Origin of the sequence: Amycolatopsis sp. cg9 (assembly GCF_041346945.1) — a bacterium.
In the GTDB taxonomy this organism is placed as follows: domain Bacteria; phylum Actinomycetota; class Actinomycetes; order Mycobacteriales; family Pseudonocardiaceae; genus Amycolatopsis.
Window position 1 is genome coordinate 168,649 of sequence record NZ_CP166851.1, and the last position, 17,224, is coordinate 185,872.

23 protein-coding genes are annotated in these 17,224 nt (G+C 73.4%); all 23 read right to left on the minus strand.

Features of this window, described 5'->3' with window-relative positions:
• Window positions 1-149 precede the first annotated feature (149 nt).
• On the minus strand, window positions 150-1,541 hold the full coding sequence (locus tag AB5J73_RS48580; RefSeq protein WP_370973932.1) for a hypothetical protein: 1,392 nt from the start codon (window positions 1,539-1,541) through the stop codon (window positions 150-152).
• Between the two features lie 154 nt (window positions 1,542-1,695).
• Entirely contained in the window at window positions 1,696-2,508 is an 813-nt protein-coding gene (locus AB5J73_RS48585; protein ID WP_370973933.1) for a phosphoadenosine phosphosulfate reductase family protein, read from the minus strand.
• A 105-nt stretch (window positions 2,509-2,613) separates the two neighbouring features.
• Window positions 2,614-3,045, minus strand: a complete 432-nt coding sequence (locus AB5J73_RS48590) for a hypothetical protein (protein WP_370973935.1) — start codon at window positions 3,043-3,045, stop codon at window positions 2,614-2,616.
• Window positions 3,036-3,524, minus strand: a complete 489-nt coding sequence (locus AB5J73_RS48595) for a hypothetical protein (RefSeq protein ID WP_370973937.1) — start codon at window positions 3,522-3,524, stop codon at window positions 3,036-3,038. The genes AB5J73_RS48590 and AB5J73_RS48595 overlap by 10 nt, the downstream gene beginning before the upstream one ends.
• A 125-nt stretch (window positions 3,525-3,649) precedes the next feature.
• Window positions 3,650-4,222: a hypothetical protein gene (locus tag AB5J73_RS48600; protein ID WP_370973939.1), complete on the minus strand. Its 573-nt coding sequence runs from the start codon at window positions 4,220-4,222 to the stop codon at window positions 3,650-3,652.
• A gap of 257 nt (window positions 4,223-4,479) precedes the next feature.
• Complete coding sequence (locus AB5J73_RS48605; RefSeq protein WP_370973941.1) at window positions 4,480-4,947, minus strand: hypothetical protein; 468 nt, start codon at window positions 4,945-4,947, stop codon at window positions 4,480-4,482.
• Between the two features lie 238 nt (window positions 4,948-5,185).
• Window positions 5,186-6,187 carry a DUF932 domain-containing protein gene (locus AB5J73_RS48610; RefSeq protein WP_370973942.1) on the minus strand — a complete coding sequence of 334 codons (1,002 nt, stop codon included), beginning with the start codon at window positions 6,185-6,187 and terminating at the stop codon, window positions 5,186-5,188.
• Window positions 6,188-6,399: 212 nt separating this feature from the next.
• Window positions 6,400-6,819: a hypothetical protein gene (locus AB5J73_RS48615; protein ID WP_370973944.1), complete on the minus strand. Its 420-nt coding sequence runs from the start codon at window positions 6,817-6,819 to the stop codon at window positions 6,400-6,402.
• A 98-nt stretch (window positions 6,820-6,917) separates the two neighbouring features.
• The gene (locus tag AB5J73_RS48620; protein ID WP_370973946.1) at window positions 6,918-7,901 is read right to left on the minus strand and encodes a hypothetical protein; all 984 of its coding nucleotides are present in this window, start codon (window positions 7,899-7,901) and stop codon (window positions 6,918-6,920) included.
• An 85-nt stretch (window positions 7,902-7,986) separates the two neighbouring features.
• Window positions 7,987-8,526, minus strand: a complete 540-nt coding sequence (locus tag AB5J73_RS48625; RefSeq protein ID WP_370973948.1) for a hypothetical protein — start codon at window positions 8,524-8,526, stop codon at window positions 7,987-7,989.
• 91 nt (window positions 8,527-8,617) lie between these two features.
• Window positions 8,618-9,046 (minus strand): hypothetical protein, encoded by a 429-nt coding sequence (locus AB5J73_RS48630; RefSeq protein WP_370973950.1) that lies wholly within the window; start codon window positions 9,044-9,046, stop codon window positions 8,618-8,620.
• 59 nt (window positions 9,047-9,105) lie between these two features.
• Window positions 9,106-9,759, minus strand: a complete 654-nt coding sequence (locus tag AB5J73_RS48635; RefSeq protein WP_370973951.1) for a hypothetical protein — start codon at window positions 9,757-9,759, stop codon at window positions 9,106-9,108.
• Window positions 9,760-9,866: 107 nt separating this feature from the next.
• Window positions 9,867-10,223 carry a hypothetical protein gene (locus tag AB5J73_RS48640; RefSeq protein ID WP_370973953.1) on the minus strand — a complete coding sequence of 119 codons (357 nt, stop codon included), beginning with the start codon at window positions 10,221-10,223 and terminating at the stop codon, window positions 9,867-9,869.
• 17 nt (window positions 10,224-10,240) lie between these two features.
• Window positions 10,241-10,642, minus strand: coding sequence for a GNAT family N-acetyltransferase (locus tag AB5J73_RS48645; RefSeq protein WP_370973955.1), 402 nt, complete (start codon window positions 10,640-10,642; stop codon window positions 10,241-10,243).
• A gap of 125 nt (window positions 10,643-10,767) precedes the next feature.
• Complete coding sequence (locus AB5J73_RS48650; protein WP_370973957.1) at window positions 10,768-10,998, minus strand: hypothetical protein; 231 nt, start codon at window positions 10,996-10,998, stop codon at window positions 10,768-10,770.
• On the minus strand, window positions 10,982-11,491 hold the full coding sequence (locus AB5J73_RS48655) for a hypothetical protein (RefSeq protein WP_370973959.1): 510 nt from the start codon (window positions 11,489-11,491) through the stop codon (window positions 10,982-10,984). Before AB5J73_RS48655 ends, AB5J73_RS48650 begins: the two co-directional genes overlap by 17 nt.
• Window positions 11,492-11,617: 126 nt before the next feature.
• The gene (locus tag AB5J73_RS48660) at window positions 11,618-12,589 is read right to left on the minus strand and encodes a hypothetical protein (protein WP_370973961.1); all 972 of its coding nucleotides are present in this window, start codon (window positions 12,587-12,589) and stop codon (window positions 11,618-11,620) included.
• 95 nt (window positions 12,590-12,684) lie between these two features.
• Window positions 12,685-13,368, minus strand: coding sequence for a hypothetical protein (locus AB5J73_RS48665; RefSeq protein WP_370973963.1), 684 nt, complete (start codon window positions 13,366-13,368; stop codon window positions 12,685-12,687).
• Window positions 13,369-13,456: 88 nt separating this feature from the next.
• Window positions 13,457-14,305 carry a hypothetical protein gene (locus AB5J73_RS48670; RefSeq protein ID WP_370973965.1) on the minus strand — a complete coding sequence of 283 codons (849 nt, stop codon included), beginning with the start codon at window positions 14,303-14,305 and terminating at the stop codon, window positions 13,457-13,459.
• Between the two features lie 303 nt (window positions 14,306-14,608).
• Entirely contained in the window at window positions 14,609-15,487 is an 879-nt protein-coding gene (locus tag AB5J73_RS48675) for a hypothetical protein (RefSeq protein ID WP_370973967.1), read from the minus strand.
• A 145-nt stretch (window positions 15,488-15,632) separates the two neighbouring features.
• Window positions 15,633-16,094: a hypothetical protein gene (locus AB5J73_RS48680; RefSeq protein ID WP_370973969.1), complete on the minus strand. Its 462-nt coding sequence runs from the start codon at window positions 16,092-16,094 to the stop codon at window positions 15,633-15,635.
• 242 nt (window positions 16,095-16,336) lie between these two features.
• The gene (locus AB5J73_RS48685) at window positions 16,337-16,723 is read right to left on the minus strand and encodes a hypothetical protein (protein ID WP_370973971.1); all 387 of its coding nucleotides are present in this window, start codon (window positions 16,721-16,723) and stop codon (window positions 16,337-16,339) included.
• The coding region (locus tag AB5J73_RS48690) for a hypothetical protein (RefSeq protein ID WP_370973973.1) at window positions 16,713-17,224 on the minus strand (512 nt) is incomplete at its 5' end. The genes AB5J73_RS48690 and AB5J73_RS48685, both read right to left, overlap by 11 nt.

Here is a 17,224-nt window from a genome sequence, read left to right on the forward strand (position 1 = left end):
CCGGTGGTGGAGCGCGGCCCGTACGCGCGGCCGGGCGCGTGGGGGCAAGCCCGCTTTTGGCTTGCCCTCACGTGGCTGGTCGTGCAGGGTCGTAGCGGTCCACCAGCGGCGGAGCTGCGCGCGGGGAACTCCCCGCCAGGCCCCTCGGCTCAGAACTCGCCGTACAGCTCGGGCACGTAGTGGCCGAGCCCGCGGCGGTCGAGCTCGTCGAAGTCCAGTTCCAGCGAGTCGGCCAGGTGCCGCAGATCGGCGAGCAGGTCGCCGATCACGGTGGCCGGGTCCTCGTCGTTGCGGTCGTTGATCGCGCCGACGCGGTAGGCGAAGGCCAGCACGGCCAGCGCGGCGAACCCGGCGCGGCGGCCGTTGTCGTGGCGCCCGTCTTCGACGATGTCGCCGTAACGCATCTCGCCGTCGCCCTCGTACCACGGCAGCAGGTTCTTCAGCTGGCTCGTCAGCGTGACCGGGACGTCCGGGGTGGGCGCCGGTCGGGCGATTCGCTGCGGCGCGGGGGCGGCCGGATCCGCGGAGCTCGCGAGGACCAGCTCGGTGCCCGGACCGGTGTCGCCGTCGCGCTCGCCCTGTTCGGCGGCGTAGATGCGGTCGGCGCAGTTACCGCAGCGTCCGTCCCAACCTTCGCCGTCGTCGAGGCGGCCGTCGCAGCCTTCGGTGGCGCAGACCTCGTCCTCGCCCTCGTCGCCGTCCTCAGCGTCCGGGCCGACGGTCGCAGCGGCCGGTGCGGGCACGGCGGTGTCGGCGAGCCGGACGCGAATCACGGTGCCGGGACCGGCGGGCCGCATCATCTTCGGGTCCGTCTTCGCCGGGTCGATCTCGACGGTGAGCACGTCGTCGTCGGCGACGCTGGCGGTGATGGCCACGCCCGCGACGGCCAGCATCGGGCGCGTGGTCTGGCTGGAGAACCACATCGGCGCCCACGGACGCGGGTCGTCCTCGGTGAGGTAGGCGTCCAGGTGCCGTGGTTTCCGGGCCTGGACGTCGGCGACGTCGGCGGCGGTGGGCAGCTTGCACCAGAAGACGGTGTTGCCGTCCTCGGTCCACGGCTCCCACCACATCCCGGCACGCTCGGTGCCGATCGCCATGGTGAGCAGCTGTTCGATGTGCTCGACGACCTTGGGCCACGGGGCGTCGTCGCCCGTGCGGTACTCGGCCAGCGCGGCGCCGGGTTGCTGCTCCGGAGCCTGCGGGTCGGGCGATTCCGGGCCGGCGGCCGGCGACAGGGTCACCCGATACGGCGGCTGGCAGTGCTGGACCGGCGCGGCGCTGGGCTGCTGGTCCCGGGCCCACAGCGCGGGGTTATCCCGGCTGGTGATCCGCCGCAGGCCCACCCGGTAGGGCGGCTGGTCGTAGTGGTGCTGGTCGTTGACCTCGAGCACGAGGTAGGTGGCCGTGGGCAGGGCGTCGCGCACGATGCGCGCCACGTCGTGCAGCAGCGCGTCGTACAGGTGCTCCTGGGCGACGTCGACAGTCTGGCGGGCGAGGTACTGGCGCCGTTGCAGCGCGCCCTCGGGTTGGAGGGTGATCACGGGCAGGGTCCTTCCGCTCGGTTTCGCGAGGTGGGCGGCGGGCGCGGGTGGTCAGTCCGCGCGCGCCGCGGTCGCCGCAACGGGGTGCGGCGGGAACTGGGGATTGCGGCAGCAGCCGGTGCCGCCCGGCGGCGGCTGGCCGACGAGGGGCCGACTACGCGGTGGCCCTGGCCTCGGCGACGATCTCGGCCATGCTGAGACCGGGCTTGAAGGTGTGGCCGATGCGGGCTTCCAGCCGCACGTAGTTCTGCGCCAGCCGGGGGTTGAGCCTGGCGGCGAGGACGAGTTCCTTGCGGCCGGCCAGCACGCAGAACACGCACGACAGGCGCGGCATCCCGGCCGCGTAGGCCGGGTGGTACGGCACCCCGGATCGGCCGATGGTTTGCCAGACGTCGACCTCGGTCCAGTCGAAGATCGGCAGCCATCGCGTCACGTCCCGGCGGCCGTTGCTGGCGGGATCGGGGCCGAGCGGGGACTTCTTCGCGCGCGCCGGTGACTCCTCGGCGCGCAGCCCGAGGCAGTTGAGGATCCGGATCGGGCGGTCGTGGCCGCGGCCGCGGAAGGCGGCCGCTTCCCGGGTCATCAGCTTGACCACCTGGGATGTCTTCTGGTCGCTGGTGCAGTAGCGCGCGGTCGAGGACGGGAACTTGCGGCGGGCCTCGATCTGCTCGAGCAGGTCGCCGCGTTCGCGGCGGACCTCCTCGAACCGGATGCTGTAGTGCTCGGCCTGCCGCTCGGCGAGCTCGCGGGTGCCGGGCCACTCGACACGGTCGCCGAGGTTCGCGTGCACGGCCAGGAAGTGGTGGCGCGGGTAGCGCTGGGCGTCGGCCAGCTCGACCACGTGCGTGATCATGGCTTGGGAGTCTTTGCCCGCGGAGGTGTTGAGCAGGACCAGGTCGTAGTCGTGCAGGTTCACCTCCGGCGCCGGGCTCGCGGTGGTCGCGAGCGCGGGTGTCCGGCAGCGCACGGTGGCTCCTTCCGCTCGGTGTCGTGAGGTGGGCGGCGGGCGCGGGTTGTCGGTCCGCGCCCGCCGCGGTCGCCGCAGCGGGGTGCGGCGGGGGGAGGCGCCCGGTCAGGCGCGGGTGAGGTGGTCGGCGGCGTTCTCGACGACGACGCCGGCGCTGGGGGCGAGCGCGGCGTAGACGTCGGGGGCCAGGCCCCAGCCGGGCATCGCCGTCCACTGCTCGCCGGCGTGGCGGCGGGGCTCGCCCAGCCGCGGCCGGACTTGGCCGGGGCGCAGGTTGGTGTCCCAGGTCGGGCCGCCGGCGAGGTGGGCGAAGTAGAAGTCGTCGCCGGTGAGGTCCAGGCGGATCAGCGGGGTGGGGTCGGGGACGTCGTGGTTCGGGCGGGCCAGGAATTCCGCCAGCGGGGTGTCGCTGATGACGGTCCAGGTGGTGCCCCGCATCGCGCCGTCGAGCTGGGTGGCCGCGGCGGAGACGTTGCCGGCCAGGCCGACCTGCACCAGCAGGAGGCGGTTGCGGTGCCGGTCGGGGATCAGGCCCACGGCGGCACCTCCCCGGCGGTCAGCGGCTCGCTGGTCAGCTGCGCGGGGCCGGGTTCGGCGTCGAGCACCAGCGGGAGGTCGGTGTCCTCGTCGCCGTCGAGGGTCCAGGCCCGGCCCTGGTGGCGGCGGACGAGTTCGTCGACGATGGCCTGCCCGTCGCGGGCGAGGAACCAGCGCTCGAACTCGCTCTGGGTGCCCAGGGTTCCGCCGTCGGGGTAGCAGGGCTGCCCGTCCAGCACCTCGCAGCCGGGCAGGGCGCTGTCCGCGCCGGGCATGGGCTGGCGGGAGTGGTACTCGACCGACATGCCGCCGCCGAGCGTGGCCACCAGGGCCGGCCGGATTTGCAGCTCGACCGCGCCGGGCGGGCCGTCGACGATCACGCTGTGGACGCTGTTGAACGGGCAGCGCCGCAGGCGCAGCGACAACGGGGCGGGCACGGTGAGTCCGCCGTCGAACAAGACGAGGTCGTTGCCGGACATGAGGTTTCTCCCTTGCGCGAGAACGGGTTGCGGGCTGGTGATGGGCGCGGCGAAGCGACCGCGGCGGCCGCCCCCGGTCGTTGTCGGGGCGGCCGCCGTGGTCGCGGGGCGTGCGGGGATCGGGGTCAGGACACCCGGTGGGTCTGCTCGAATCCGCCGGGCTGGAAGGGGTCCTCGAGGCGGACGGTGACCGGCAGCCCGGACATGTGCGCTTCCGGGGTGATCAGCACGGTCGGGTGGCCGTCGGGGCCGGGGAACACCGCGACGGTGAGCCCGTCGGCGTCCAGGCAGTAGGTGAGCTCGGGGACGTCGGGGTCGGCGGGGTCGCCGTCCAGGACGCGCAGGGTGCCCAGCCGCAGCGAGACCGCTGCGGGTTCGGGGCCGGCGACGACGTCTTCGCTGATCACGAATCCGGCGTCGAGCGACATTCCGAAGGTGGGCGCGTCGGGGCCTCCGCTGCCGCCGTTGCCGCCGAAGTAGGCGAGGACGGCCTCGGCGTCGCTGAGCCCGTCGGGGCTGGCGGGGACGTCGTCGCGGTAGGTGATGCTGGACCAGTCGGCGCGGACGGCCGTGGCGAGCGCGGCCAGCGCGGCGGGGTAGCTGTGGTACAGGCTGATCTCGCTGTCGCGGCCGAACCGGTGCAGCACGTGAACGTGGGTTCCGACCGGCGCGGTGGGCGCTTCGGGCGTGGTGGACATGCGGATGCTCCTCGTCGCTCGGGGTGGGACCGCGGCGCGGGTGGTCAGCCCGGGGCGGTGGCGCTGCGGGGAAGCTCTGGTCAGGACGCTGCGGCGGGGGTGGTCAGCCCGGGGCGGTGGCGCTGCGGGGAAGCTCTGGTCAGGACGCTGCGGCGGGGGTGGTCAGCCCGGGGCGGTGGCGCTGCGGGGAAGCTCTGGTCAGGACGCTGCGGCGGGGGTGGTCAGCCCGGGGCGGTGGCGCTGCGGGGAAGCTCTGGTCAGGACGCTGCGGCGGGGGCGACCCGCGGGGAGCCGTCGGCCTGGGCGCGGGCCTCGACGCCGGCGATGATCTCCGCGGCGATCACCGGCCAGGCGCGGCCGTAGCCGTAGTGCTGGGCGCCGGCGAGGACGTCGTCGGCGACGTTGAAGGCGAGGCCGCCGCAGATTCCGGCCCGGCAGGCGGCGACGAACTGGGCGGGGCCGTCGGCGTCGCCGTGGGCCTCGGTGAGGTAGTCGCGGACCGCGACCATGCCCAGCGCCGGGATGGTCTCGGGTTCGGTGTCGGGCAGCACGCGGGTGCGGCAGTTCTCGCACCGTTCGGCGCTGCCGGGGTTGTACCAGCCGCACCCGTGCAGGCGCAGCAGGCCGGCGCGGAGGGCGACGCCGCGGATCACCGTGTCCTCGCGGGCGGTTGACGCGCTGAGCAGGACGTCGAGCGTGGTCTTGGCGTCGGCGGGATCGGGCATGGCGGCTCCTTCGGGGCGGTGGCGGGAGTGCGCTGGCCGGGACGTGGCTGGGGCGTCCCGGCCAGCGCGGTCTGCGGAGGCGACGTGGTCGCGGGTGGGTCGCTACGCTGCTGCGGTCGGGCCCTGGCGTCGGGTATCCGCTCGGTATCGGTGGCGACGCCGGGCCCGCCTGGCCGGTGGGTGCCCCTGGTCCGGGCACGCGCCCCTCGCGGGGCGCAGCCCACCGGCCTCCCTCAGCTCAGGCGGCGAGCAGGTCGTAGGCGGCCTGCTTGCGCTTGGCCACGTCTTCGCTGACCAGGACCCGGTTCGCGCGGACCTCGATGTTCTTGGCCGGGGCGAAGTGGTCCAGGTACTCGGTGACGGCCTGGAACGCCGCCCACCGGGTGCCGCGGATGTGGGCCTGGGTCTCGGCCGAGGTCCACAGGCCGGTGAGCAGGTCGTTGCGCCGGCGGGCGTTGTTCAGCGTCCGCGCCGAGGCGTTGGCCTTGACCGGCCACACCTCGCGGATCAGGTCGTCGAACTCGCGGTTGGTCATCTCGGTGCGGATCAGCTTCTTCGCCTCGGATTCGAAGGCGGTGCCGTAGTCGTAGAGCAGGCCGAGCTTGGAGCGGATCTCCTCGGTGTTGATCTCGGACTTGCTGGTGTGCCGGATCGACACGCAGGAGACGTGGTTGGCGATGGCGACGGGCAGCTGGTTGGCGCAGAAGGGCCGGAACGGCACGATCATCACTCGGAACGCCGTCTCGCCGTCGTGGCTGTTGAACACCACCAGGTGCAGCTGGATGGCGTCGTGGCCGTCGACGTACATCGTGGTCGGCAGCTCGATGGTGACGAAGGTTTTGCGGCCGCCCTCGAGCTGGCCGGCGTAGCCGGTGCCGCGGGCGCCGGACTCGGCGACGAGGGTGTCCAGCACCGCGGCGCCGGCCTCGTTCTGGTGCACGCCGTACTTCGTGCCGACGGTGGACAGGTAGCGGGTGGCACCGGTGGCCGGGTCGGTGTAGACGAGCATCACCTTCTCGGGGTTGTCGATCGTGGTGACGCCGTCGCGGGAGATGTCGGAGCCCGACATCGGGACCTTGCGGATCCTCCAGCCGGCCAGGCCCGCGGTGACCAGCGCCTGCTGGGCGCTGCCGGTGCCGGTCACGTCGGTGCCCAGCTGGGCCCAGGCGCTGCGGCGGGACGGTTCGACGGGGGCGAGCAGGTTGGCCGGCCCGGCGATGAGGGTGCTGGCGTAGGACATGGCTTGTGTTGCCTCCACTCGGTTTCTGCCGTCCACCCGGACTCCGTTGGTCCCTTGTGGACAAGAAGGTGGTGCCGCCCCGGTCTCGGTGGGGCGCGCTCGGGTGGCGCCGTCGCCGGGGAAAGGGGTCAAGCCGGGCGCTTTTCCCGGCTTGACCCCGGCCCGGTGCCGGCGCACCGTGCGAGCGCCCCGCCGGGATCCGGGGCGGCAGTTCAGCGCGCCGACCTCGCCGCGACCTGCACTCGTTCCAGGATTTGGTCGCCGCGGCGCTCGACGACGGTGCCGACGGGGAAGGCCGCGGCGATGCGGGCCATGTCGCGGGCGGCCTCTTCGGCCCAGCCGCGCACCTCGTCGGTGTCGGGCAGCCCGGCGCGGATCAGGCTGGCCTGGTGGGCCGCGACGTAGTCGGCGAAGGTCATCTGCCGTTCGACTACCTCGGCGGTGGTGGTGGCCTTGCGGGAATCCAGGCCGGTGAAGGAGCGGCAGCAGCCGCAGCCGCCGTCGGGCCTGCCGCGGTCGCGGTCGCAGGAGGAGGTGATGTCGACCAGCTCGTCGGGCGAGCAGGCGAGGAAGTCGTTGCCACGCTGTTTCTGGGTGCGGGCGGTGGCGACGAGCACGGCGAGGGTGGGCACGAGGGCTCCTTCGGTTGCAGGAAAGGGAAAAGCCGCCGCCCCTGGCTCCCGCGCGGGATGCGGGCGCCAGGGGCGGCGGAAAGGGGGGCGGTCTGCGGTCAGGTCACGGGCCGGGCGGCGTCGGCGGAGACCGCGACGGCGACGGCGAAGATCTGGTCTCCGGGATCCGCGGACAGCTCGGCGAGGCCGCGGCTGCCGAACGGGGCGGTCGCCAGCGCGGCGTCACGGTTGGGGCCGGCGAAGAACAGCTCGATCTCGACGGGCGCGGCCGGAGGCTGCGGGTCCGCGCCGAGGCATTCGGCCAGGGCGAGGTCGCGGGGGTGCGCGAGTCGGCCGGTGACGTCCAGGCCGTGCTCGGTCTGGCTGTCGCGGTAGTCGAGGTAGTCCTCGATCAGCTCGCGGTTGTCGGCCAGGTACTCGCCAGCGAAGTAGTCCGGGTCCATCAGCAGCTCGTTGAGCTCGTCGACGGACACCGGGATCGCCACGGTGAGTTCCCAGTAGATGTCCTCGCTGGCCTGGATCTCCATCGGCACGGCGACGTCGTCGGCGCCGTCGCGGGCGGTGGCGGTGACCTGGAGCCGGGTCCGCGGGCGCGCGTCGGTGCCGTCCAGGGACCGGCAGGGCTGGTCGATCAGCCGCGGCATCGGGTACTCGGCGCTGGGCACCGGGTCGTGCAGCAGGTGGCTGGTGTAGTAGCGCAGCGACTCGGGGCCGACCTTGGCCAGCGCGCCGGCGTCGCCGTGCAGGCACAGGTAGACCACCAGCTCGACCACGCGCATCGCCGGCAGCGCGGCGAACTCCGCCGCGTGCTCGGGGTCGACGTACGGGCTGGTGATCCAGTCGATGAGGGTGAGCGCGGTGGCGCGGATGCCGGGGGCGACGGCGGGCTGGTCGGGGTAGATCTCGCCGGTGAGGTCCCGGCGGGCCAGCGCGGACAGCGCCAGGTGGGCCGGGGTGCCGGTGTAGGTGACGCCGTAGGCGTCAGTGAACTGGTAGCCGGTGTCGGCGGTGACGCCGATCGCGGCGGCGACCTGGGCCGGGTCGATGTCCAGCCGGGGGTCGGCGATGGTGGTGACGGGCATGGCGGGGCTCCTTCGGGCAGCACGACGCGGCCCGCCGGCGCGGGGTGCGCCGGCGGGCCGGAGGGCGGGGCGTGCGAGCTGGTGGTTATGCCTCGGTGGCGGGGTGGACGATGTGGGCGATCTGGTCGCCGGCGAGGTCGAACACCGAGGCCGAGGTCTCCTCGCCCAGGCCCCAGACCAGCGCGGCCAGGTAGGCGCGGGTGGGCTCCAGCGGCTGGTGGTGGCCGGTGCGCACGTGGATGACGAGGCTGGACTCGTCCAGCGACGGCGTGGTGAGCGCGCGGGCCAGCCAGGCGGGAACGCGCAGCGCCTGGGCGGCGGTCACCTCGTCGGCGTCGATGTTGATGCCGAATTCGGCGAACCACGCGTCCAGCGCCTGGACGGTGTCGCCGCCTTCCCAGCTGCCGTCGCCGCGCTCGAGCCGCTTGAGCCGTCCGAACAGGGCGAGGACCACGGCGGCGGTGGCGAGGTCGTCGGCGCCGCGGGGTTCGGGCACCGCGGCGGTGGTGGCGGCACCCGCGTCGGCGGGCGGCGCTGGGGTGGCGTAGGCGTCGGCGAGCTGGTCGTAGATCGGGGTGCCGGGATCTCGTGCCGGCACGTGCCGATCGGGGTTGTCGCTGTTCATCGGGCTTCTCCGCTCGGTTTCGCAGGTGGGCAGCGGAGGCCCGCGGCGGGGGTGGTCAGTCCCGTGGTGCCGCGGGCCTGACCGGGCTGCGTCAGGCGTGGTCGCCGGGTTCGGCGGGGGTGGCCAGGGTCAGCGGGATGTCGGGGCCGATCTCGGCGACCAGGCCGCGGGTGCGGGCGGCCTCGTCGAGCAGCGCTTCGAGCTCGGCGACGATGCCCTGCTTCTGCACGCAGCGGGATCCGAAGCCGTGGCTGAAGCCGGGGTATCCGTTGGCGCCGAAGACGGCGTCCTGCATCCAGCACTGCTCGCCGATCAGCCGCGACAGGAAGTAGGTGTTCGGCTCGGTGCGGCCGGGCAGGACGACGGCGAGCTGGGCGTCGAGCCCGACCATGGGGCCGAAGATGCCGGGCTCGGCCCGGCGTTCGACGCTGACGACGGTGGCGGTCACGGTCACCGGGGTGTCGCCGGCGAGCACGACTTCGCGGGCGGGGATGACGGGGGCGTTGCTGGTGCTGGGCATGGTGAATCTCCACGTGGTTCGACGGTGGGGGCGTGGCCTGATCGCGCCGGTGGGGCTGGTCAGGCGGCGAGGGCGGCGAGCAGGGGCGGCAGTGCGGCGCGGGCCTGCGCGATCGCCTCGTCGAGCAGCGCGTACTCGTCGATGACCTCGGCCATCGCGGCGTCGGGGTCCTCGTCGGGGCTGAAGACGGTGGGGGTGCCGGCGTCGCCGAGCAGGACCCCGGCTTTGCGGACCTCGACCCGGACGTAGCGGGCTTCCAGCCGCCGGGCCGCGCGGGCGTCCTCGCGGGCTTGGCGTAGTGCGAGCTCGTGGGCCGGGCCGCGGGCGTAGCCGCGGCGGGTGAGGTCGGCGCGGCGCTGGGCGAGGGTGTAGCTGGGGCGGAAGTACTCGTAGCGGTTCTCGGCGGAGAGGTAGACGGGGATGGTGTCCTCGCCACGGGTGTCGCTGAACTCGCCCAGCCCGAACAGGTCGGGGTCCTCGTGGTACTCGGCGACCGCGGTGGCGGTGAAGCCAGCCAGCTCGGGCCGGTCGTCGAGCAGCAGGGTGATCGCCTCGCCGGGGCCGCCGCGGTAGGGCAGGGATCGGGTCGCGGAGGTGGTGGCGCAGCGGTAGGCGTGCGCGGCGGGCAGGCCGTCGCGGCGCAGCCGCAGGTAGCGGTGGGTCGTGTCCGTGCGCGGCGAGGTTGCCGGCGGCGTGGATGAGGGTGCGGGCATGACGTCCTCCCTGGTCGTGAAACGGGTGAGGTGCCGGGAATGCGGGCGGCGAGGCGGCCCGCCTGGCCCCGCCGGCTTCCGGCCGGGCGGGGCGCCCCGCCGCCAGGTCAACTGGTGGGCTGGCTGGCCTCGCGGGCGAGTTCGGCGGCGCAGGGCGCCTGCTCGCGGGTGCCGTGATGGCGGGAGCCGACGCACCAGTGCAGGCCGGCGAACGTGACCCCGCCGGGCTGGTGGGCCAGCACGGCCAGGGCGCGGGCCAGGGCGGCGAACGCCGCGGCGGTGTGCTTGCCGCCGAACATCAGGTCGTCGCCGTGGGAGCCGATGGTGGTGGCGGCCTCGGCGGCCAGACGCTGCCGTTCGGTGGTGGTGAGGTGGCTAATCTCCTCCAGCGCGGTCAGCACCGCGACGGGCAGCATCGCTTCCAGCAGCGGGTGGTCTGCGAGCGGATCGTGGGCCGGGGGCATGCCGGTCCTTGGCCGGCTCATCGGGGCGCGGTCCGGCGCAGCACGCCGTCCGGTCCGGCGGGGACGAACCCGAAGCGGCCGTACCAGGCGGCAAGGGCCGCGGTGGGCGCGGCGAGGCCGATGGTGCGGCCGGGATGCAGGTCGAGCGCCAGGGTGAGCAGCCGGGTGCCGAGCCCGTTGCCGCGCAGGCCCGGGACGACGCGGATGGTGTCGATCCACACGCTGTCGTCGGCGCAGTCGATGAACAGCAGGAATCCCGCCTCGCGGTCGCCTTCGGCGAGGGCGATGCGTCCCTCGTTGTCCTGCTCGCGGTGGGGCGGGTCGAGGATCACCGTCCAGGTGCCGGTGGCCGCAGCGGCGGGTGTGATCCGGTCGGGGGCCGCAGGCGTGGCAGGGCGGGACGCGACGAGCGTGGGCATGGAGCGTCAGCTCCCTTCGTGCGTGAGGTGGATGTCGGCCCAGGTGCGGCGCAGGCCGCGCCGGCGTGGGGTCTGGCCGGGCGGCCCGCGCCGCGGGCGAGGCGGAACCGGGAACGGTGCGCAGGTCAGAAGGGCGCTATCCAGATCCGGGTGCCGGGGTGGTGCTCGTCGAGGTAGGGGCGGGACAGCTCGACGACGCGCTCGGCTTCGGTGCGGGTGAGGATCGCGGCGTGGACCTTGCGGTTGGTGGTGCCGCCGTCGGCGGTGGCGCGCAGCGCACGCGGCAGGTCGGGGAAGCGCACGAACACCGTGTAGCGGCGGTCGTCGCGCTGCTCCGGATCAGTAGCGCCGGGCATAAGCGGCTTCCTCACGAGCGCTCAGGTCTGCCTGGTCGAGGCCCTTGAGGTCGATGGCGCTGAAGTCGCCGAAGTGCTCCCAGCGGCCGTTGACGGGGTAGTAGGCGCGGACCTGGTCGCCGGCCACGAGGTATAGCCACTCGATCCCGCCGCCGGCGTCCTCCTCGTCGAGGGTGCCGGTGCTGGGCTCGGGGTCCTGGTGGTCGGTGTAGTGGTAGCCGACGCCCGCGGTCGGCTGCACGTGGTCGGGGCGGTACTTGCTGCGGGTGGCGGCGTCGGCCGCCTCCGCGGTGGCCTCGCTCGCGGCGATGAAGGACCAGTCGTGCTCCAGGATCTTCGCGGCGAGCCGGTCCAGGTCGCCGTCGTGGTGCTCGTGCAGGGCCTCGCCGAGAGCGGGCAGCTGGTGGGTCGGGTAGCCGTCGCTGTGGCAGTAGCGGGCGCGGTAGGTGCGGCCGTCGGCGTCCAGGACGCCGATGAGGGATCGGGTGGACACGGGTTCTCCTTGCTCGGTGTGGCGGGGTGGCCGCGCGGGCTCGGGTGGTCGGCCCGGTCCGCGCGGGGAAAGAAGGCCCGGCCGGCGCCGCCGGGGTTCGGGGCGGCGCCGACCGGGCGGGCCAGATCAGATGTGGCAGTCGACGATCGCCAGCCACAGCTCGCCGGACAGGCCGTCGAGGTAGGTGTTGGCCTGCTCCAGGTAGGCGTTGGTCGAGTCGTGGGTCTTGTCGGACAGCCCGAACCAGCCCATCCGGCCCTTCTCGATCCACTGGCCCTGGTGGGTGAGGGTGGCGTAGCCGGGGATGGCCTGGGCTCGCTCGAGTGCGACGTACTCGTCGCGGTCGAGGTGGTCGAAGGTGTCCTCCGGCCCGTCCCACAGGAACTGCTTGTAGCCCGCGTGGGCGCGCAGCGCGGCGATGCGCGGCTGGGCGGCGTAGTCGGTGCGGGCCTGCTGGATGGTGTAGGTGCTGGCCGCCCAGGCGGCGTCGACGGCCTCCAGCTCCTTGCGGGAGCGGGCGAGGAAGTGGGTGTGCGCGTCCGGGTCGGAGGTCTTGAGCGCGTCGGCCGCGTCGATGTCGGCCAGGCCGAGGTCGGCCAGCACCGCGTCCAGGGCCTCCTTCTCCAGCTCCTGCTTGGGCCGGGGCGCGTCCTTCTCGGCGTTCTTCACGCGGTCGACGAACATCTGCCACGGCAGGTGCTGCGGGGTGCCGTGCACGACGGAGGCGTACTCGTTCCAGTCGTCGACGGCCTTGGTGGCCGCGGCCTCGCGCATCCCCTCCAGGTCCAGCGCCCTGATCCGCGCGAGGTCGCACCGGCCGGGCGTGGCCAGCTTGTTCTCGTTGGTCCAGGAGCGCTCGCCGCGGGCGTAGTCGCCGTCGGCGGCGTCGGTCCGCAGCTGGAGCTCATCGGACCAGCGGCCACCGATCTGGTACCAGTCCCACTTGGCGTTCGGGTTGTACCACCAGGTCTCGCCGTCCTCGGTGCGCTGCGCGACCTCCAGGTTCTCGTCGAACGGGGCGAGCAGGGTGTTGATGTTCTCGCGGGCGGCGTCGACGTCCTCGCCGGACACCGCGACGGTCACGCTGAAGTGCGACATGGCTGGGTACTGCTCCTTTGTGCTCGGTTTCAGTGGCGCCGCGCGGGCGGGATGGTCGGTCCCGCCCGCGCGAGGTGTGGTGGGGTCGTGGGCCGTCAGCGCGAGGTGGCCGCGGGCAGCGCCGGGGTCCCGGCAGTGACGGCGAGGCGTTCGTCGCCGGGCTGGTCCATGCGGGTCGCCGTAACCCGGATCGGCGCGGAGGTGTCGTCGCCGAGCACGGTCTCGTCGGCGAAGGTGATCTGTCCGGACTGCACCGACACCACGTTGTCGCGGACCACCAGCCGCCAGATGTCATCGGGTGCTTCACCGCTGGCGTCGATTGCGCCGTTGACGATGTGGTCGAACGTGAAGGCCGCGAACTCCGGCGGGTAGACCCATCCGTGTTCGGGCTGCCGCAGCGCGGGCACGCCGGTACCGCCGGCGGCCAGTGCGCGCAGTTCCTGCTGCACGGTGGCGCCGGGCTGGAGGAACGTGGTGATGAGGTAGGCCATCCATTCGGCCGAGTCGTAGAACTTCTCGGCGCCGTCCCAGCAGATCGCCGAGCCGTCCTCGGTGGGCACCCAGTGGCACCACAGGCCGGGCTGCTGCTGCGGGGGCTCGTTGTAGTTGAGGATTCCGGTGCCGCTCTGGCCCCAGTCGTTGCCGGGGTTGGCGTAGTAGGGGCCTTGGCTCCGGTGCATCCGCCGGGAGTCGGAGAACCGTTGCAGGTAGGCGATTTCCTGCGGGTTCAGCGGCGGGTCGATGGTGACTTCGCCGTAGAAGTCGGTGGTGTAGCCCACGGGGGTGCCTTTCGCTCGGTGTCATCGGTGGCCGCGCGGGCGGGGTGGTCGGTCCCGCCGGCGCGGAAGGCGTGGGGCTGAGGCGCTGCTACAGGGCCAGCAGGGCGAGCTGACCGGCCGGGTTCTCGACGGCGGCCGGTGGCACGTCGTGGTCGCGGCGGCCAGTCGGTCCGGCGGCCGGTTCTCGCGTGGTGAAGTCGGCGCGGACGATCTCCACCAGCGGGTCGACGTCGTGCCAGTCCTGCTGGTACTGGGTGGTGTCGATGCCGCAGTTGGCCTCGAGCTCGATGCCCGTCGCGGCGACGAACTTGCGGTACTCGGCATCGCCGGCGTCGGTCTCGTAGCGCGGGACGCCGGAGTACCGGAACGGGGCGGCGACCTGCGGGATGAGGAACACGCCGCGGCGGGCGACCATCGCGGCCAGGGCGATGGCGTGGTACTCGAACCGGCGGCCGCGATAGCCGCTGGTCGCCTCGACCGCGCGCGGGATGGGGCCGTAGGGCGGGTTGGAGATCGCGTAGTCGAACTCGCCGATGTCCTCGCGCAGGGCCGGGAGGGTCATGATGTCCGCGCAGATCCAGCGGGCCTCGGGCATGACGCGGCGGCCGACGCGCACGTACTCGGGGTTGCGCTCGATGCAGACGAGCTCCGGACCGGTGTGCGGCCAGCGCGCCCACAGGTCGCGGCAGTGGAACGCGAGCCGGCCGATGCCGGCGGCCAGGTCGATGATCCGGTCCCCGCCGACGTGAAGGGACAGGTCCCGGGCCAGCCCGGCCGGGGTGAAGTGCGCCCGGTCCGACGCCGAGCGGGCGGTGGACGACGCCCGCCAGTGGTCGAGGACGAACGCCCGCTCCTCTTCGGTGAGGTCGCGATCGAGGTCGATCAGCTGGCACGCCTGGGCGTGCAGGCGTTCCTGCTCGTAGGTCAGCTTGGCCACGGCGAAGCCCCCTTTCGTGCTCGGTTTCGGGCGCGCGGGCGATCCCGCGGCGCGACGTGCTGGCGCGGATGCGCCGGGCCGGTCCCGCGTGGGGATCTGCTTGGCCCTGGTCACCGGGTGGTGCCGCCCCGTTCGGTGGGGCGCGCTCGGGTGGCGCCGGCGCCGGGGAAAGGGGTCAAGCCGGGTGCTGTTCCCGGCTTGACCCCGGCCCGGCGCCGGCGCACCGTGCGAGCGCCCCACCGGGCGGGTCGGCAGCGCCGAACTCCCTTGTTGTTGCTGGGGTTCGGGTGCCGATCAGGTGGATCAGGCGTGGGGGAACTGGAGGAGGTCCAGGCCCGGGATGGGGATGTCGGCCAGGGCGCGCAGCGTCTGCTCGTTCTCGTCGTGCAGGACGAGGTCGGTCTCGGGGGCGATCTCCAGCAGCGAGGCCCTGTTCTCTCGCGCGGTGTCGGCCAGGGCGCGCAGCCTCCCCGGCAGATCGGGGTCGCCGTCGTGCGGTCCCGAGCCCGACGGGTACAGCCAGCGGCTGCGGGTCTTCCAGTACCGCAGTCCTTCGCTGGGCGTGGGGCGCTGCATGCACGCCCACTCCGCGCGTTCGGCCCGGCTGGCGTGTGCCCATTCGTAGTCGTGCAGGACGTCGGCGAGCTGGAGCAGCATCGTGTTGAGCTGCCGGGGCCGGCGCAGGTGTGTGCGGAAGTCCGGTGCCATCCTGTCCAGCTGGTCGCGGCGGCCGGTTTCGGCGTCCATCCGCAGGTAGAGGTAGTCGAGGTAGGCGTGGCCGAAGGCGAACAGGGTGGCTTCGGTGAAGTGCGGGAGAGCGGCGGTGGGGAACGCCTCGGTCGAGCCGTGGACGGCCTTGTGGACCCAGGGCAGGACGCCGTAGCTCCAGGGCTGGATTCCGTCGGTGGTGGTCAGGATCAGCCACCTGCGTGCGACGTCGTCTTCGTCGGCCGGGTCGGTGGGGCTGGTGCTGGCCCACAGGTGGGCGGTCCCGGCCGGGGTGTGCAGGACCCAGGTCTCGGTCACGCCGTCCGGGGCGTGCCCGAGCTGGGACGGGCCGAGCCGGTCGCGCAGCTGGTGGACGCTGCTGGTCAGGTACCCGACACCGATCAGGCCGGTGGTGGGCGGTGTTTCCGGGGCGTCGCTCGTGTCGACGGACAGGTCGGGATTCAGGACGGCCATGGGTGATCCGTTCGTCGGCACCGCGCGGCGATGGCGGTGGCCGCGAACCGGCGTGCGGCGGCGCGGCGCGGATCCGCCGGACGCCGGCGCGGTGAGGTGGTTGCCGTGGTGCGGGCCGCCGGTAGCGCGGCGGCCCGCGGGCCGGTCAGGCCGGCACGGGGATGGCGTCTTCGAGCACGTCGATGCCCCAGGGCGCGCTCTCCCAGGCAGGAAGAGTGCGGTAGCGGTAGGTCTCGCCGAAGTGCCCGTTCACCCGCTCGCCGAGCTCCGGGTGCCGGGCGAGGACCGCGGTGTGCAGCGCCTCCATGAGCTTGTGGGCCTCGCTATCGGGCCAGCCGGGGTGCTCGCAGGACTGGTAGTCGAAGCAGGCCATCGCCTTGAGCACCACGATCGGGTCGAGGGTGGCCTCGGTGGTGCGCAGCTGGTAGCGCGGGGCTTCGGTGAGTTCGCTGTAGCGGTAGTTGACCGACGTGTGGTTCTCCTGCCACAGCTTCTGGCCCAGCGCGCGGAATCCTTCGGCGCCGAGGTCGGGGGCGACGACCTCGTACTGGGCCAGGGCGTGCACGAGGACGTCGATGTGGCCGCTGGACACGATCCATGCAGACATGCGAAAGAAAGCCTTCCTGGACAAGGGAAAGAGCACGCGGCGCGGTGCCGGTGTCCGGGCTCTGGGCGGCCCTGGAATTTCGTGATCACCGGGTGGCGCCGGCCCCGTTCGGCGGGGCGCGCTCGGGTCGAGCCGGCGCCGGGCAACGGGGTCAAGCCGGGTGCTGTTGCCGGCTTGACCCCGGGCGGCGCGGGCGCACCGTGCGAGCGCCCCGCTGGGCGGGCGCGGCCGGGTCGCCTCGGCTACTGCTGGCCGGGCGGGAGTTGGCCGAACGGGAAGGGGTCGTGATTCACGGCGATGACTTCGCCGTCGAGGACGTCGTCACCCGGCTCGCCGTCGGCCTCGTCGCCGAGGTCGTCGGGGTCGTCCTCGTCGTCGAGGTCGTCGACGGCGCCGTGCTCGGCGGTCTGGTCGGCCCACCGGCGGATCAGCTCGGCCGCGGCAGGGGACGCGGCGTCCGCGAGGTCGTGCTGGCGTTGCAGCCACTCCGCGGACCGGCCGCGGCGAAGCATCCGGTCGTCGGGGTCGAGTTCGTAGCAGGTGACCTGCCGGACTTCGACGCCGTCGAGGAACAGCACCTCGAGGGCGTGGCCGTCGCCGTTGTAGCCCAGGACGCGTTCAACCAGCACGGCGCTCACCGACCAGCGCCAGTGCGGGGGTCGCCCCGCAGACCAGGGCATGCGCCAGAGCGGGGATGAGCACACGCACCGCGGACTCCGGATCGCCGCGCCAGGTCGGCTCGGCGATGGTGATCAGCTGCGCGTCGTGGTCGACCGCGGTGGCGGCGCCGGGTGCGACGCGGTAGCCGTGCTTGCCGAGTTGCCCGATCAGGTTCTGGGCGAACTCGGCGGGATCACCGGCGGCCGCGGGCGTGGCCTGGGGCGGCACATCTCCCTCGGCTGGGTCGGTCTGGGCGAACTCCCAGCGGTAGGAGACCCGGAATTCGCGGCGGCCGCGGCGGCCGCCCGGCTGGTCGTGCGGGCGGACGACCTTCAGGCCCGTCTGGCTGGGCACACGGCCGCGGCGGGCCCAGCCGGCTTCGGTGTCGACATCCCGCAGCGGGATCTGCTGTTCACCGGCTTGCACGAGCAGAGTGATCTGGTTGCGCAGGCTCAGGTGCTGGACGCTGC

Bases quoted from the DNA above. Each gene is read 5' to 3' on its own strand.
- AB5J73_RS48680 (WP_370973969.1), bottom strand. From the start codon at position 16,094: ATGTCTGCATGGATCGTGTCCAGCGGCCACATCGACGTCCTCGTGCAC.
- AB5J73_RS48640 (WP_370973953.1), bottom strand. From the start codon at position 10,223: ATGCCCCCGGCCCACGATCCGCTCGCAGACCACCCGCTGCTGGAAGCG.
- AB5J73_RS48660 (WP_370973961.1), bottom strand. From the start codon at position 12,589: ATGTCGCACTTCAGCGTGACCGTCGCGGTGTCCGGCGAGGACGTCGAC.
- AB5J73_RS48630 (WP_370973950.1), bottom strand. From the start codon at position 9,046: ATGCCCAGCACCAGCAACGCCCCCGTCATCCCCGCCCGCGAAGTCGTG.
- AB5J73_RS48675 (WP_370973967.1), bottom strand. From the start codon at position 15,487: ATGGCCGTCCTGAATCCCGACCTGTCCGTCGACACGAGCGACGCCCCG.
- AB5J73_RS48595 (WP_370973937.1), bottom strand. From the start codon at position 3,524: ATGTCCGGCAACGACCTCGTCTTGTTCGACGGCGGACTCACCGTGCCC.
- AB5J73_RS48610 (WP_370973942.1), bottom strand. From the start codon at position 6,187: ATGTCCTACGCCAGCACCCTCATCGCCGGGCCGGCCAACCTGCTCGCC.
- AB5J73_RS48645 (WP_370973955.1), bottom strand. From the start codon at position 10,642: ATGCCCACGCTCGTCGCGTCCCGCCCTGCCACGCCTGCGGCCCCCGAC.
- AB5J73_RS48605 (WP_370973941.1), bottom strand. From the start codon at position 4,947: ATGCCCGATCCCGCCGACGCCAAGACCACGCTCGACGTCCTGCTCAGC.
- AB5J73_RS48600 (WP_370973939.1), bottom strand. From the start codon at position 4,222: ATGTCCACCACGCCCGAAGCGCCCACCGCGCCGGTCGGAACCCACGTT.
- AB5J73_RS48635 (WP_370973951.1), bottom strand. From the start codon at position 9,759: ATGCCCGCACCCTCATCCACGCCGCCGGCAACCTCGCCGCGCACGGAC.
- AB5J73_RS48650 (WP_370973957.1), bottom strand. From the start codon at position 10,998: ATGCCCGGCGCTACTGATCCGGAGCAGCGCGACGACCGCCGCTACACG.
- AB5J73_RS48620 (WP_370973946.1), bottom strand. From the start codon at position 7,901: ATGCCCGTCACCACCATCGCCGACCCCCGGCTGGACATCGACCCGGCC.
- AB5J73_RS48625 (WP_370973948.1), bottom strand. From the start codon at position 8,526: ATGAACAGCGACAACCCCGATCGGCACGTGCCGGCACGAGATCCCGGC.